The 14,545-nt window shown below is 40.1% G+C and carries 13 protein-coding genes; all 13 read right to left on the bottom strand.

Translation table 11 applies throughout. From position 1 onward, the window contains the following. Nucleotides 1-46: 46 nt before the first annotated feature. The 13 genes from argH to AACM45_RS11810 all read right to left on the bottom strand — a co-directional run bounded on the left by argH (nucleotide 47) and on the right by AACM45_RS11810 (nucleotide 14,415). Complete coding sequence (argH, locus tag AACM45_RS11750; RefSeq protein ID WP_339142877.1) at nucleotides 47-1,333, bottom strand: argininosuccinate lyase; 1,287 nt, start codon at nucleotides 1,331-1,333, stop codon at nucleotides 47-49. Between the two features lie 24 nt (nucleotides 1,334-1,357). Continuing rightward, on the bottom strand, nucleotides 1,358-1,729 hold the full coding sequence (locus tag AACM45_RS11755; protein ID WP_339142879.1) for a four helix bundle protein: 372 nt from the start codon (nucleotides 1,727-1,729) through the stop codon (nucleotides 1,358-1,360). 28 nt (nucleotides 1,730-1,757) lie between these two features. Continuing rightward, nucleotides 1,758-2,828: a M20/M25/M40 family metallo-hydrolase gene (locus AACM45_RS11760; RefSeq protein WP_339142880.1), complete on the bottom strand. Its 1,071-nt coding sequence runs from the start codon at nucleotides 2,826-2,828 to the stop codon at nucleotides 1,758-1,760. Beyond that, nucleotides 2,825-3,604 carry an acetylglutamate kinase gene (argB, locus tag AACM45_RS11765; protein ID WP_339142881.1) on the bottom strand — a complete coding sequence of 260 codons (780 nt, stop codon included), beginning with the start codon at nucleotides 3,602-3,604 and terminating at the stop codon, nucleotides 2,825-2,827. Before argB ends, AACM45_RS11760 begins: the two co-directional genes overlap by 4 nt. A 75-nt stretch (nucleotides 3,605-3,679) precedes the next feature. Continuing rightward, the gene (locus tag AACM45_RS11770; protein ID WP_339142882.1) at nucleotides 3,680-4,618 is read right to left on the bottom strand and encodes an acetylornithine carbamoyltransferase; all 939 of its coding nucleotides are present in this window, start codon (nucleotides 4,616-4,618) and stop codon (nucleotides 3,680-3,682) included. 92 nt (nucleotides 4,619-4,710) lie between these two features. After that, nucleotides 4,711-5,838 carry an aspartate aminotransferase family protein gene (locus tag AACM45_RS11775; RefSeq protein WP_339142883.1) on the bottom strand — a complete coding sequence of 376 codons (1,128 nt, stop codon included), beginning with the start codon at nucleotides 5,836-5,838 and terminating at the stop codon, nucleotides 4,711-4,713. 98 nt (nucleotides 5,839-5,936) lie between these two features. Continuing rightward, nucleotides 5,937-6,731, bottom strand: a complete 795-nt coding sequence (gene proC / locus AACM45_RS11780; RefSeq protein WP_339142884.1) for a pyrroline-5-carboxylate reductase — start codon at nucleotides 6,729-6,731, stop codon at nucleotides 5,937-5,939. Between the two features lie 27 nt (nucleotides 6,732-6,758). Then, the gene (gene argC / locus AACM45_RS11785; RefSeq protein ID WP_339142885.1) at nucleotides 6,759-7,733 is read right to left on the bottom strand and encodes an N-acetyl-gamma-glutamyl-phosphate reductase; all 975 of its coding nucleotides are present in this window, start codon (nucleotides 7,731-7,733) and stop codon (nucleotides 6,759-6,761) included. A gap of 121 nt (nucleotides 7,734-7,854) precedes the next feature. After that, nucleotides 7,855-9,036, bottom strand: a complete 1,182-nt coding sequence (gene argG, locus AACM45_RS11790; protein ID WP_339142886.1) for an argininosuccinate synthase — start codon at nucleotides 9,034-9,036, stop codon at nucleotides 7,855-7,857. 89 nt (nucleotides 9,037-9,125) lie between these two features. Continuing rightward, nucleotides 9,126-9,746, bottom strand: a complete 621-nt coding sequence (locus tag AACM45_RS11795) for a GNAT family N-acetyltransferase (protein WP_339142888.1) — start codon at nucleotides 9,744-9,746, stop codon at nucleotides 9,126-9,128. Nucleotides 9,747-9,949: 203 nt separating this feature from the next. Beyond that, nucleotides 9,950-11,320, bottom strand: coding sequence for a polyprenol phosphomannose-dependent alpha 1,6 mannosyltransferase MptB (gene mptB, locus AACM45_RS11800; protein WP_339142890.1), 1,371 nt, complete (start codon nucleotides 11,318-11,320; stop codon nucleotides 9,950-9,952). Nucleotides 11,321-11,730: 410 nt separating this feature from the next. Then, nucleotides 11,731-13,776, bottom strand: coding sequence for a hypothetical protein (locus AACM45_RS11805; RefSeq protein ID WP_339142891.1), 2,046 nt, complete (start codon nucleotides 13,774-13,776; stop codon nucleotides 11,731-11,733). Nucleotides 13,777-13,851: 75 nt separating this feature from the next. After that, nucleotides 13,852-14,415, bottom strand: coding sequence for a DUF6252 family protein (locus AACM45_RS11810; protein ID WP_339142892.1), 564 nt, complete (start codon nucleotides 14,413-14,415; stop codon nucleotides 13,852-13,854). Between the last annotated feature and the right edge of the window lie 130 nt (nucleotides 14,416-14,545).

The raw sequence follows: 14,545 nt of genomic DNA on the forward strand, positions 1-14,545 counted from the left end.
AAACTAGGGGTAAGGTGTGGTCAGTATTACCCTGTAAACCGTGAAATTAGTTTTGAAACAGCGCGTCCATTTTTAATTTTATCTGGTTTAGGCAAAGATTGCCCAAACTGCCCTCATGGGTATGTGCGCTATTCCTTTTGGGTTTGAACGTACCCTTTTCAATCTCTTGCCCCATGTGTTTATAGGCGTCTCGAAAAGGCATTCCGTTTTGAACGAGTTCATTTAACGTATCTACGCTAAAGAGATAGTCGTATTTTGGGTCTTCCAAGATGGAAGTATTTATTTTTACTTCTTTTAGGCTGAAAGTCAGAATCTCCAAACAGGCCTTCATATCCTGAATCGCGGGAACAATAATCTCCTTAACCAATTGCAAATCCCTATGATAGCCACTGGGTAGGTTGTTTATCACTAACGTTAGTTGGTTTGGTATGGATTGCAACTTGTTACATTTACCGCGAACCAATTCAAAAACATCAGGATTTTTTTTATGTGGCATAATGCTACTGCCGGTGGTCAATTCATCTGGGAACGAGATGAAATCGAAATTTTGACTCATATAGAGGCAAATATCCATAGCAAGTTTTGATAGTGTCGCTGCAATGGATGAGATTCCGAATGCGGTGGCTTTTTCCACTTTTCCACGCCCCATTTGGGCAGCTACGACATTATACTTTAGGGTTTCAAAACCCATTTCACTGGTAGTGAAACCTCGGTCAATAGGGAAGGAGCTGCCATAGCCGGCGGCACTTCCCAAGGGGTTTTGGTCGGCAACTTTGTACGCAGCATCCACAAAATATAGATCATCAATCAAACTTTCGGCATAGGCCGAAAACCAAAGTCCGAAAGAAGAGGGCATGGCAATTTGAAGATGGGTATACCCGGCGAGCAATACCGTTTTATGGGTATCGGCCAATTTCAAAAGTAAATCGAAAAGGGCTTTTACCAGTGATTTGATTTCAATAAGCTCGTCTTTTAAGTATAAATGCATAGCCACCAAAACCTGATCATTACGAGATCTTGCGGTATGGATTTTCTTGCCGATATCCCCAAGTTTTTCGGTGAGGATAAATTCTATTTTGGAATGCATATCCTCAAAAGAGTCTTCAATGGTAAAAGTGCCTCTTTTTATTGACTCGCTGATACTATCAAGTTCACTGACCAGTGATTCAGCTTCGTTGGTGGAAATCAAACCAACCTTACCCAGCATTTTTGCATGTGCTTTTGAGGCGATGACATCATATTTTGCTAAAACCAAATCCAATTCCCGATCATTGCCCACGGTAAAATGATCTATTTTTTTATCGGTGCTAAAGCCTTTATCCCAGAGTTTCATTTTTTTTAGTTCTAAGTTTTTAGGTTAAAGTTCTAAGTCTTTGGGGTTACTATATTTTTTAATGAGGGTGTAGGTTATTTTTTGAACTTCATTACAGAGTTTTAGTGTGGTGTTCAATTCCTCTTTTGGAATATAACTAAGTTTTTCAGCAATTTCCAATTGTGTTTTGAGTTCATTAATTGAGCCGTTGGATATTTCCAGAAAATTTCGAAATGATTTTTTTGAGTTCCTACCTGTTCCTTCAGCAATATTGCTAGGAATAGAAACCGCACTTCTTCTGATTTGACTTGTCAGTCCGTACTTTTCTTCACTCGGAAACCGAGTTGTTATTTTGTATACCAGCTCCACCAAATTCATTGATTTCTGCCACACTATTAAATCTCTATAATTATACATCTCCTAACTTAAAACTTTTAACTTATAACTAAGAAAGGAATCCTTCGAGTATATCAATATACAACTGTACGCCTTCATATACTTCATCCACATAGATAAATTCATTGGCAGAGTGCGAACGCGGACTGTAACCAGGTCCCAACTTTAATGATTGGCAACTGAGCTTTGCCTGATCGGACAACGTTGGAGAACCGTAGGTTTCTCGGCCTAGGGCAATACCCGACTGTACCAAGGGATGGTCAATTGCAATGGAAGAACTGTCTTTGTTCAGTGATCTTGGTTTTAATTCGCACGGCGCTTCGTTTAGAAGTATTTCATTGATTTCTTGGTTGGTATAACAATCATTTATTCTAGTATCAATGACCAAATCTACATGCGCGGGAACTACATTGTGTTGGCTTCCTGCACTCATTTGTGTGACAGTGATCTTTACTGGCCCCAATACCTCTGAAACTTTGGCAAACTCATAATTTTCAAACCAAGTCAGCACTTCTGCGGTCTTGTAAATGGCACTGTTATCATTTGGATGCGCCGCATGCGAAGGTGTGCCCACAACTTTACCATCATACACGATCAATCCTTTTTCAGCAATGGCCAATTGCATCTGCGTAGGTTCGCCAACAATGGCCACATCTATCTCGGGTAAGATGGGAAGCAGCGCAGAAAGACTTTTAGCACCTGCATCCTCCTCTTCGGCAGTGGCCGCCATAATGACGTTATGGTTGAGGTCTTCACGCTCATAAAAGTGTACAAACGTTGCTAAAAGCGAGCAGAGTGCCCCCCCGGCATCGTTACTTCCCAACCCATATAGCTTTCCATCTTCGACATGGGGATGAAAAGGGTCTTTGGTATAGGCAGAATTGGGCTCTACGGTATCATGATGTGAATTTAAAAGTAGGTTGGGTTTGCTTTCATCGTAGTACTTGTTGAATGCATAGATATTGTTATGTTGGCGTTTGGTATCCACTCCAAATTTTTTCAGCCAATTAGCTATGGCCGTTGCCGTTTCATCTTCTTCTTCAGAAAGGGAAGGGATAGAGATCAATTGTTTTAACAAATTCAAGGCCTCTTGTGCCAAAGTGTCTTTAGTTATGGTCATAACACGATAGTTGTGTAGTTCTTACTTTCTTTTTTGAATAGGTCTAAATTGCCAATTCTAACCTCGATAGCACCTCTTTCAAGCGCATGGAAGCTGTTTTGTATTTTGGGGAGCATACCGTCTACAATAACCCCACTGTTCAATAGGCCCGGATACTTTCTTGAATCTATTATCGGTATTATGGAATTTTCATCATTTATATCTTCCAATACCCCGTTTTTCTCAAAACAATAATAAAGAATAGTATCGTAATACCTGCTCATTTCTCCTGATAGTTCAGCGGCAATGGTGTCAGCATTGGTATTCAGCAGTTGTCCGTGGCCATCATGTGTCAGCGCACAGAAAACGGGAACCAAGGTTGCCTTTAAAAGATTTCCTATCATCTTGATATCCACGGCGGTCACATCACCTACAAAACCATAGTCGATTTCTTTAACAGGTCTTTTGTTGGCCCTAATGGTATTGCCATCAGCGCCGCTTATGCCTATCGCATTTGTTTTTAAGGCCTGCAATTTTGAGACAATCGTTTTATTGACCAAACCGCCGTATACCATAATAGCCACCTCTAAGGTATCGGCATCGGTAATTCTGCGGCCATTAACCATGTTCGGTTCCAGCCCCATTTTTTTAAGGACATGATTTGCTTTTTTGCCTCCACCATGCACTAAAATTTTGTGACCTTCCAGTTTTGAAAATAAGGCCAAAAACTTGGTGAGTGCTGCAGGGTGTTCTATAATGTTACCGCCTATTTTTACTATGGAAAGCTTTTGCTTCATATTGTTTTGCCGTTTTTTGAATCTTCAGGTAAACTATGGATTTCTCATCACCTTACACTATCGGGTTAACACCTGTCATAAATGTTCCAATATCCGTTTTAGTACCAATTGTGCCGCAAAAATCCGGTTATTGGCCTGTTCGATTACCAAACTCTGCTTGCCATCCAATACGGCGTCTTCAACCACTACGTTTCTTCTGACCGGTAAGCAATGCATGAACTTGGCATCTCCCAATTTTTCTTTGGTCATCATCCAGTTGGTGCCTTGGGTCGATACGTTGCCATAGTCAACATAACTGCTCCAATTTTTAACATAGACAAAGTTCGCATTTTCAAGTGCCATTTCTTGATTGTGAACAATTTTACATCCCTTTGTGATTTCTGGATCCAAATCATATCCCTTTGGATGCGTGATAACAAATTCGACGTCTTGTAATTTCATCATCTCGACAAATGAATTGGCCACGGCGTGCGGCAACGCTTTAGGATGTGGCGCCCATGATAGTACTACTTTAGGGTTGTCATTTACGCTGTTTTCTTCCAAAGTGATGGCGTCGGCCAGAGCTTGTAATGGATGTGCGACGGAACTTTCCATATTCACTATGGGAATATTGGCATATTTTACAAATCCGTTTAAGACCACTTCAGCCTCATCCCTTTCTTTATCAATCAAACTTGCAAATGCCCGAATGGCGACAATATCACAAAATTGGGAAACTACTTGGGCCGCTTCTTTAATATGCTCCGATTTGCCTTGGTCCATTATCGTGCCATCTTCAAACTCCAATTGCCAACCTTCACTGCCAAAATTCATCACCATGACGTCCATTCCGAGATTCATCGCCGCTTTTTGCGTGCTCAAGCGGGTACGCAAACTATTGTTGAAGAACAATAGGCAAATAGTTTTTTGGTTGCCCAATGTTTTAAAGTGATATGGATGTCGTTTTAGATCCAATGCTTCCTTTACTGCTTCTTGCAGATTTCCTAAGTCGTTTATAGACAGGTAATTTTTCATTGCTTACTTCTTATCATTCCCGAAAAGTGGGAATCTAATTATATGGGTCTTGACCGCGCCTATCTGCCGGCAAGGCAGGCCCGACCTTGTATTTAATTTAATTCAGCTCTCAATCTCTCAAAGAAAATATCAATATGTTGCTTTGTGATATTCAATGCCGGTAGAAATCGTAATAATCTTTTATTGGCAGAACCACCAGTAAAGACATGTTGATTGTAAATGAGTTTTTTTCGTAATTCCGCCACTTCGTAGTCAAATTCCAGACCTAACATAAGCCCCCTTCCCTTAACTTTTTTGATAGCCTTGATTTCCTTTGCCCTTTCGTGAAAATAGTGCCCCAATTTGTCGGCATTTTTGATGAGTTTTTCCTTTTCCACAACTTCTAAAACGGCCAAGGTGGCAGCACATGCCAAATGATTGCCCCCAAAGGTGGTGCCAAGCAACCCGTAAGACGCTTTAATGGATTCATGTATGAGTACGCCACCCACAGGAAAACCATTACCCATTCCTTTTGCAATGGTTATGATATCAGGGGTTATATTGTGATGTTGAAATGCGAAAAACCGACCGCTTCTACCAAAACCTGACTGTACTTCATCAGCAATGACCAAGACATCGTTTTCTTTACACTTTTCGTGAATGAATTGATAGAATGGGGTGCTAGGTTCATCCAAACCGCCAACACCTTGTATGGCTTCAAGAATTACAGCACAATATTCCCTTGTATTTAACGCAGCTTCCAAACCTTCAAAGTCTTCGAAAGCCAAAAAAGTAACTTTTTGCTGCTGGTTGATCGGGGCATTGATTTTGGCATTATCCGTTGTGGCCACCGCAGCTGAAGTTCGTCCGTGAAAGGCATTTTGAAAGGCGATCACTTTTGATTTGCCGGTATGGAACGATGCCATTTTCAATGCATTCTCGTTGGCTTCGGCACCTGAATTGCATAAGAAAAGGTCATAGTTTTCACAATCTGACAGCTTTCCTAGTTTGTGGGCCAATTCTTTTTGCAAAGGATTTTGAATGGAATTGCTGTAAAACCCAATTTTATCAAGCTGTTCCTTTAATCGGTTTATGTAATGGGGATGGGAATGCCCTATGGAAATAACCGCATGGCCACCGTAGAAATCCAGATATTTTTGACCGTGTTCATCGGTAACCTCTATTCCTTTTGCTGACAGCGGAGTTACATCGTAAAGTGGATATACATCAAATAGTTTCATAGTACTGTTTTGATATTCCCTAAAATGGGGAATCTTATTATTAGGGTCTCGACAACTCCTTCGACTGCGCTCAGGATGACAATTCGACCTGGTATTATTTATCCCTTTCTAATATCACTGATCTTTTCGAACGAAGTGACAATTCCACGAATTAAAGAGGAACTTAAACCCTGGTGTTCCATTTCATTAAGGCCAGAAATGGTACATCCTTTAGGAGTGGTCACCCTATCAATTTCTTCTTCGGGATGGCTGCCTGATTCAATCAATAGGCTAGCTGCCCCATTACAAGTGTGCATCGCCAATTCTTGGGCTTCTTTCGCATCAAAACCCAACTGAATCGCCCCTTGGGTGGTGGCACGTATCAAGCGCATCCAAAAAGCGATACCACTTGCACAAATTACGGTAGCCGCTTGCATTTGTTCTTCCGGTATTTCTAGCGAATGTCCCATTCTATTAAAAATGGCCTTGGCGAGGTCAATGCGTTTTTTGCCCAAGTCATTACTGCAAATACAGGTCATGGATTTACTGACCGATATCGCCGTATTGGGCATACTTCTAATGATATGGTTATCAGAACCTATAATGGACTCTATCTTTTTTATGCCAAAACCCGTAATCGTACTTATGACCACATGTTTTTCGGTCAACAAGCCTTTGATATCATATAGTATAGCTTCGAAATGGCCGGGTTGTACTGCAAAAATCAAAATGTCAGAATTTTTGACGGCTTGCGTATTATCGGAAGTCACGGTGACATTACCATACTTTTCAAAGTCTTTGATCTCGCTGATATTACGTTTGGTAAGGTACATCGTGGTTGCCCCATTACTGTGTAAAACACCTTTGGCAATCGCTAGTCCTAAATTACCTGCTCCTATAATAGCTATTTTCATGATATTGGTTATTTGATTCTTCTAAATTTAAAAAGCACTGGCTTTTAGGTTCAATCCCAAATTTTCTTCAAAACCGAACATCAAATTCATATTTTGAACGGCTTGGCCCGAAGCTCCTTTTAATAGATTGTCGATTGCCGAGGTAACCAACAAAATATCGTCGTGCTTTTGTAAATGGATATGGCAATTGTTGGTATTGACTACTTGTTTCAAATGAAGGGGTGCTTCAGCGATATGGGTAAAAACGGCGTTTTGGTAAAAAGAACCGTAAAGCTGTTCTGCAACCTCTAGACTTTCATTAAATTTTGTGTAGGCCGTTGCTAATATTCCACGGGTAAAGTTGCCACGGTGGGGTAGAAAATAGCGTTTGCCCACATCGGTGCCAAAAGAATTTAAACTTTCACCGATTTCACCTAAATGTTGGTGTGTAAAGGGTTTGTACCAGCTGGCATTATTGTTGCGCCAACTGAAATGGGTTGTTTCTGAAGGTTTGATACCCGCACCGGTACTGCCGGTCACCGCATTGATGTGGACTTCATTACTTAATTTTCCGGCTTTGGCCAAAGGTAACAGCGCCAACTGAATCGCTGTTGCAAAACATCCGGGATTGGCGATTGCCACAGCTTTCTTTATTTCTGATTTAAAAAGTTCAGGTAATCCGTAAACGAACTTGTTTCCTTTAAAAACAGCATCGGCCTGTAGTCGAAAATCGTTGCTTAAATCGATGATTTTTGTAGCGGATGAAAATGGATTTTCCAATAAAAATTTATGGGAGTTCCCATGTCCCAAACATAGAAAGACCAGGTCAATGTCAAGGTTTAGGGCATTGGTGAACTTTAAATCCGTCTGGCCAAGTAAATCCGCGTGGGCAGCAGTTATCGCTTTTCCGGCCTTTGTGGTACTGTATATAAAGTCAATTTCGACCTGAGGATGGTGAAGTAATAACCGTATCAGTTCTCCACCAGTGTACCCTGAACCACCTATTATTCCTACTTTAATCATATTTCAAATTCAAGTTCAACCACAAAATTCAAATTCAATGCATTTTTTAGGATGACCATTTGTATTTGATTTTGACGTTTGTATTTTTTATAGCGCTTATTTATATGCCAATTCCTTATCCCTAGCTATTAACATGGTTGGCTATTTTACCTGGATTGGACAGGATTTTTATAAAACCTTTAGCTTCCTCGGCAGTCCAGCCCTTGTTCATTTCGCCATAGCTTCCGAATGAAGCGTTCATGAGATCGTGGGGTGACGAAATACCATCCAATCGAAACTGAAAGGGATAAAGGCTAACGAAAACATCTCCCGTTACGTTTTTTTGGGTATCGGTGAGAAAAGCTTCAATGTTTCGCATGACCTCATCCAAATAATTACCCTCGTGCAAGAGCATTCCATAAAAATTGCCCTGTTGTTCTTTTTGGTATTGCTGCCATTTGCTGAGGGTATGTTTTTCCAATAAATGGTGCGCCTTAATGATGATCAATGCGGCAGCTGCCTCAAAACCGACACGGCCTTTTATTCCGATAATGGTGTCGCCAACATGAATATCCCTACCAATGGCATATTTTGAGGCAATAGCTTCCAATTTCTCGATGTTCGCCACCGGATTCCCTTTTTCGTCGTCAAGGGCTATAAGTTCTCCATGATCGAAAGTTAGTTTGAGTTGTTTGGGTTCTTTTGATTCAAGTTGACTTGGGTATGCCGAATCTGGCAAGGGCAAATGAGAGGTCAAGGTCTCGTCGCCACCAACTGAAGTTCCCCAGAGGCCTTTATTGATGGAATATTTCGCTTTTTGCCACGGGTAGTCTATGCCATTTTGCTTTAAATATTCAATTTCCATTTCTCGTGAGAGCTGATTGTCTCGAATGGGTGTAATGATTTCAATTTCTGGTGCCAGTGTTTGAAAGATCATATCAAACCTGACCTGGTCATTGCCTGCCCCCGTACTGCCGTGGGCAATATAGCTGGCCCCTATTTTTTTGGCATGGGTAACAATTTCGACAGCTTGCACGATTCGTTCGGCACTCACGGAAAGGGGATAGGTGTTGTTTCGCAGAACATTTCCGAAAATGAGGTACTTGACTACCTTGTCATAAAAGTTTTGTACCGAATCAATAGAGGTGTAACTCGTAGCGCCCAATGACAAAGCTTTTTCTTTGATGACCTGAATTTCTTCTGATGAAAATCCGCCCGTATTGACACTTACGGCATGAACCTCAAATCCTTTTTCTTTAGATAGGTATTTGGCGCAGTACGAAGTATCCAATCCGCCGCTGTAAGCAAGTACTAATTTTTTCATAATTCAATAAATCTTAACTGTCAGTAGGTACGTAATCGAGAATGGGTTTTGGTAATGGACCATCTTGACCACGCTAGATTTGACAGCTTTTATTTTGTTTTCTTTTTTAAGAACATATTTTCTTTAATACCCTTCAATCGATGAAAGACCTTATTGTTCATTTTTCTCTTTTCCAATGATTCGTCATTGGTACTAGGGTCATATAACATTCCGGTGCATAGGCACATTTTACGTTCCGTTCTCGTTAGAATATCAAAGTTTTTACACGTTTGACAGCCTTTCCAAAAATCAGGATCATCGGTAAGCTCAGAAAATGTTACTGGTTTGTACCCCAATTCATAATTCATTTTCATGACGGGAAGTCCGGTAGTGATTCCAAAAATTTTGGCATTTGGAAACTTTTCCCTTGACAAATCAAAAATGGCTTTCTTGATTTTTTTGGCCAGACCTTGCCCCCTATAATCAGGATGTACTATTAAACCCGAGTTTGCAACAAACCCTTTGTTGCCCCAAACCTCGATGTAGCAAAAACCAGCAAATTTATCACCATCCAGAGCAATAACGGCATTCCCGTTTTCTAATCGCTTGATAATGTATTCTGGTGTTCGCATTGCAATACCGGTACCCCGTACCTTGGCAGATTCGGTAATGGTATCACTGATGGTCTGTGCAAATTTAAAATGTGATTCGTTAGCAATTATAATCTTCATTGCTAAAGGATTTAAAAATGGAATAAAATGATTTGTTTGTTTGGCGGGAATGGACTCACCTATTCCCAAAATAGAAGTGCACCCTTACGGGCGACGGCGACGAGGTACGAATACAGCAAATAATGTATTCATGGTAAACGGTGCTATGTAAAACTGCGCGTTCATTGGGATAAATGTACAAATTAATTCTAAAGTCACTAATACTACACCAATTTTTTACGAAAGAACGATTTAATGTTATGATTTTTTAATATTTCATAAGCGAGATATCCAAAAACGACAAAATATTCAAGGGCAAGTAACCAAAGATTTTCTTTGTAATCAGCATTGGCATAGGCATAATAACTAAATGCAACCATACCAGACCAGATTATGGCAAAACGATATTCGGTAAAAATAGCTAAGACCAGCAAAAAGATAATATACCAGGGGTGTACCGTTGAAGACAAAAAATAATAAAAGGTCAATAGGGCCAGCATTGAGCTTATGAGGGTTTTGAGGTTTTGGTTCTTTCGAAAAACGGTCAACAGCAGTGCTGCGATGACAACCAATTTAGGAACTAAACTTCCATAAGACTTCACCAATTCCCATGGCTTGGCCTCAAAATAGAGCACTCCGATTTTCTTTACCATATTATATAGTCCTGCATTGAATTCAAAATTGGAAAACCATAGTCCGACGGTCTTGGCATAATTGTCAATGAACATGGGAGAATAGAATGGAAGCAGAAAAGCGATACAGGTAAGACCTATAAATCCATAAAATAAGATACTTTTTTTAAACCCCAAATGTTTTAAAAATAGAGGTAAAAATACCATAGGAACTAGTTTTAATAGTATGGAGAAGGCATATATAGGGGCAGCGACCTTCCATTTTTCAATACTGACCAGATAAATTGCCCAAACAAAAAAGAACAACATCACCCCTTCAAAATGTAAGTTTCCCGTAAGCTCTATGATTACCAATGGATTTAAAAAATACCAAAAGGCAAGGTGACCTGACAGTCTCAATTTTTTCAATAGTTTTTGGGCAAAATAGAGTACCCCAATGTCAGCCACGATAATGAAAATACGCATGGCTACTAAAGAACCCATAATACTGCTACCACCAATAAAAGTCGAAATGAAAAAAATAATTTGGTTCAAAGGGGGATAATTACTGTAGTGCCGGGCACTCAATGACCCCATACCTTCATGCAAGGTTTGGGAGTTTGCAATGGTAATGTTGTTATTCTCCAAGAATTCATTTGGGGTATATAAATAGGGATTAATACCATTTTTGATGAGTTCCCCATCCCAGATAAAACGGTAAAAGTCTTGAGAAAGATTGGGTTCAACCACTAAGAACACCAGTCGAAAAAGCAATCCGGAAGCCAGTAAAATCTTAAAGTTCCATTTTTCTAGCTGAATCAACTTGAAGTATAAAAAAAATAACACCACAAAAAGGGTTATAAGCATGATGAAATTTTCCCGCTTTAGATCGTATGCAAAGACTGCATACAACAAAAGAATCAAGAATACCAAGAGAATTGGTACTTTATGAAGTTTCCAGTACTTAAAAAACTGATTGGGCATTTTTTGGTCAGATTGTGGTCTACTAAAATAAATCTTTTTTGGGGAGCACAACCCCATAAAAACCCCTTCTTAATAGATGTTAAGAACCCTTTTCCAGAAGGGAAAGATAGAAGCTTTTTTGAAAAAAAAGTGTGGAGCGCAAAAGCAATACGGTATTAGAGGTTAGAATATCCTTTTGATTTGGCCTAACGGTCGGCAATACCCTTAAATTCAATTACTAAAAAAAAGAAAACCATACTGGGCTATAAAGGATCATTGAAATCAACTTACGTATGTTCCCTTTAAATCAAAGAGGCTTGGCCATTACCAATATGTAGGTAATTCAAATAAAGCATTGTTCATTACCTCATAACCTTCCCTAAATAGGTTGTGCTTCAATAAGAAATCTGAAATAAATCTATTTACCCTTGCTACTTTTCGTACTTTCCTGTTGCATATTTTGCAATTAATGTGCTATTGGGTTTTTTGCAATTTTCCGGAAAGTCTGAAAAGTAGATACAATCCGGTAAGCCATCTTTGAATTTTACGGTTACGGCACCGGTTTGTTTTCCTAATAACCCGCTAAAACCATAATTGGCTTTCAATGCAATCATTTGGGTTTTATCTTGTGATTTAAACTCGCGCACATTGGCAATACTATTGCCAATATATTTATTCATAGCCCAGGTATTGGATTGATTTCTCAATATATCATTGAGCAGCTTTGTATAGTTTTGGTCGCCACTTGGACCGCCCAATATCTTGATTTTTTCATAATTGCTCATTCCCTTTAAGCGCACAGGTGGCCGCTGGGTGGCAAAGGCCAGTAGGTTGTTGGCAAATTGTGTGATGCTTTTTGAATCACATGCGTTCAATCTAAAAAAGTTGGACATATCGCTTTGCAGTGCTTTGGCTTTGTGGATCTGATCTACTGAATTGCCCATCGCATTAGGATTGGTGTACATGTCCATTACGGTTCGCAAGGCGTTCTGATCTTGTTGTGCGACCAAACGCATTTTTGCGGCATATAATTTGGGGTCTGCGTAAATGCCCGTGCCTACTGTTTTCCAAGCGATGCAATACCTGCTTACCTCAACGCCCCAGCCATCTGTAGTCACACTCTCTCGTGAGCAGACCTCGGTCATTATCTCTACCTTATCTTCGGGGAGTTGATCTGGACATAGACTGCCAAAAGTGTTCAAGTATGCACTTAAGATCATGAGGAAATGGCTATCATTAACATCCAATTCGATATTCTCGAAATGACCTCTATAGACGTAATCAAAAAATGCGGCCTTGTTCAATCCCAATGTCTTGAACTGCATTGTTCCCTCATCTTTTCCATTGGTGTCTAGATAGGCAATACGGTCTTGACTGTTGGCCAATTTTTGCTGTTGTTGTTTCAGTCGTTGTTGCGCTACCAATTCCTTTTTTCTGGCATCCAAGAGTCTGGTCAGTTTTTGAAATTGGGCAGATTGTGCGGGCAAATAACTCAAATACTCATTTTTCAAACGTTGAAAAGCGGTATTATCGGCCTGTCCTATCTTACTTTCAATGCTATTTATTTTCGTATCAATCTGGTTTTCTTTTTTCGAAATCAATGTTTTTTGGGCTTTTTTCACTTCATCGTATCCAGAAAATGATGCATAATCTTGTTGAAATACCTTGATTTTTCCGTTAATCTGAGCGATATCCTCATTCTGACTGACCAAGCCTAAATCTGCCTTCACAGCGTTCTGTAGCAGTGCCTTTGCCTTGGTATCCATTCGGGATTGGAATTCGATTTGTTTGGGCCGTGAGGCTTCAGCTACTACTTTTTGTGCCTGTTGTTTTAGTGAAGCTAATTTGGGTAGCGACTGTTTTTCATTATTTAATTTCTCTATGGATGCTAGAATGTCATCAAGTGCTGTGTCGGTCTTTTCGGCAATCAACGCATCGATTTCCACACTGGCCTGCTTCAGTTCGCTTTCTAGAAGTACTGCATACTCGCGAGTCAAACGCTGCTTAAATTGTACTAGTTCCGTTTTTGAAAAGCCGTTTTTTGAGGCCGTTGCCAACTCTTTTTCCAATTGACTTCGTTTGGCGTCAACAGTCGTGATTTTATTCATAAAACCAGGATTGCCATACGCCATATAGTAATTGGTGATAATGTTCTGGAACGCCCAATTGTAATGGGGGTCATTTCTGTAATTGCCTTTAACGAAACAGACTTGGATTTTTCTGAAGTCCTTAACTGCGGTTTTCTGGGATAGCAGTGCGTAAGCCTTCCCGCGATACGGTTCAAAATAGGCTTTTGAGAAATAATTGGCGGCAAGGTTTTCAACCTTCCCTCGATGCATATACCGTAAAGAGGTCGCTTGCGGATATTCTTGCTTAATCAAATTTATCCAACCTACCAAATCTTTACAGTTCTGTGCGGTCATAAGAACGGCACTAAACATGAAAATCAAAACACATAAAACTCTTTTGGTCGGCATAAATAGAAGTAATGCGGTTAATTTCGATTTGAATTGATTTCTATGGATAAGTCTTCAATTTAGGGGATAAAGGTATTAATTAACACCATAATCGATATTGTTGAATACACCTTCGGTAATCTGAAGTACTTCACCGGTATCTGAATTTTCCACACTAAATTCAAACTCACCGGAAATAGTTTGGGCCTCTTTATCGATAGCCGTAATCCTCAAAAACCCAGAACTGCCGTCGGTGTCAAAATCCACATTTGGCCCACCGGTTTCATAGGGTGCATACCCGCCACCAAAGGTTAGTTCCAAAGGATTATCGACAGGGTTATTTACCTGGGCACCTTCGGTTACCAAATCAAAACTTGACCCGGCCATCGCAATAATGATGGCCTCCCCTTCGGTAATATCCTCAAATAGGTCGATACCCGATATTACCAATGAAAAGAAGGCCGGGCTCTCGCTGAGTGCAGCTGAAATGGTGGGCACACCCCTGTCCATAGGTACTGCCTGAAAATCATCACCATTGATTTTTGCCGTGATAAATGAGTCGCCCAAGACCGGATTATCGTCATCTGTTGAACCAGAATCATCGTCACTACTACATGCAATAAATACCATGGAGAGTAGCAATGGAATAAAATATCTCATAAGTCTTTGTTTTAATCAATAGCAAGGTGTGTATTTCTTTCTAGGTTGACCATGGAAAATGTATTATCGTAGGTACTTTTCAGCTTAATGTCAGGGATTAATGGTTTTACCGTTTTTAATGGTTATTTTA

Source organism: Croceitalea sp. MTPC5, from assembly GCF_036985505.1.
Taxonomy (GTDB): Bacteria; Bacteroidota; Bacteroidia; order Flavobacteriales; family Flavobacteriaceae; genus Croceitalea.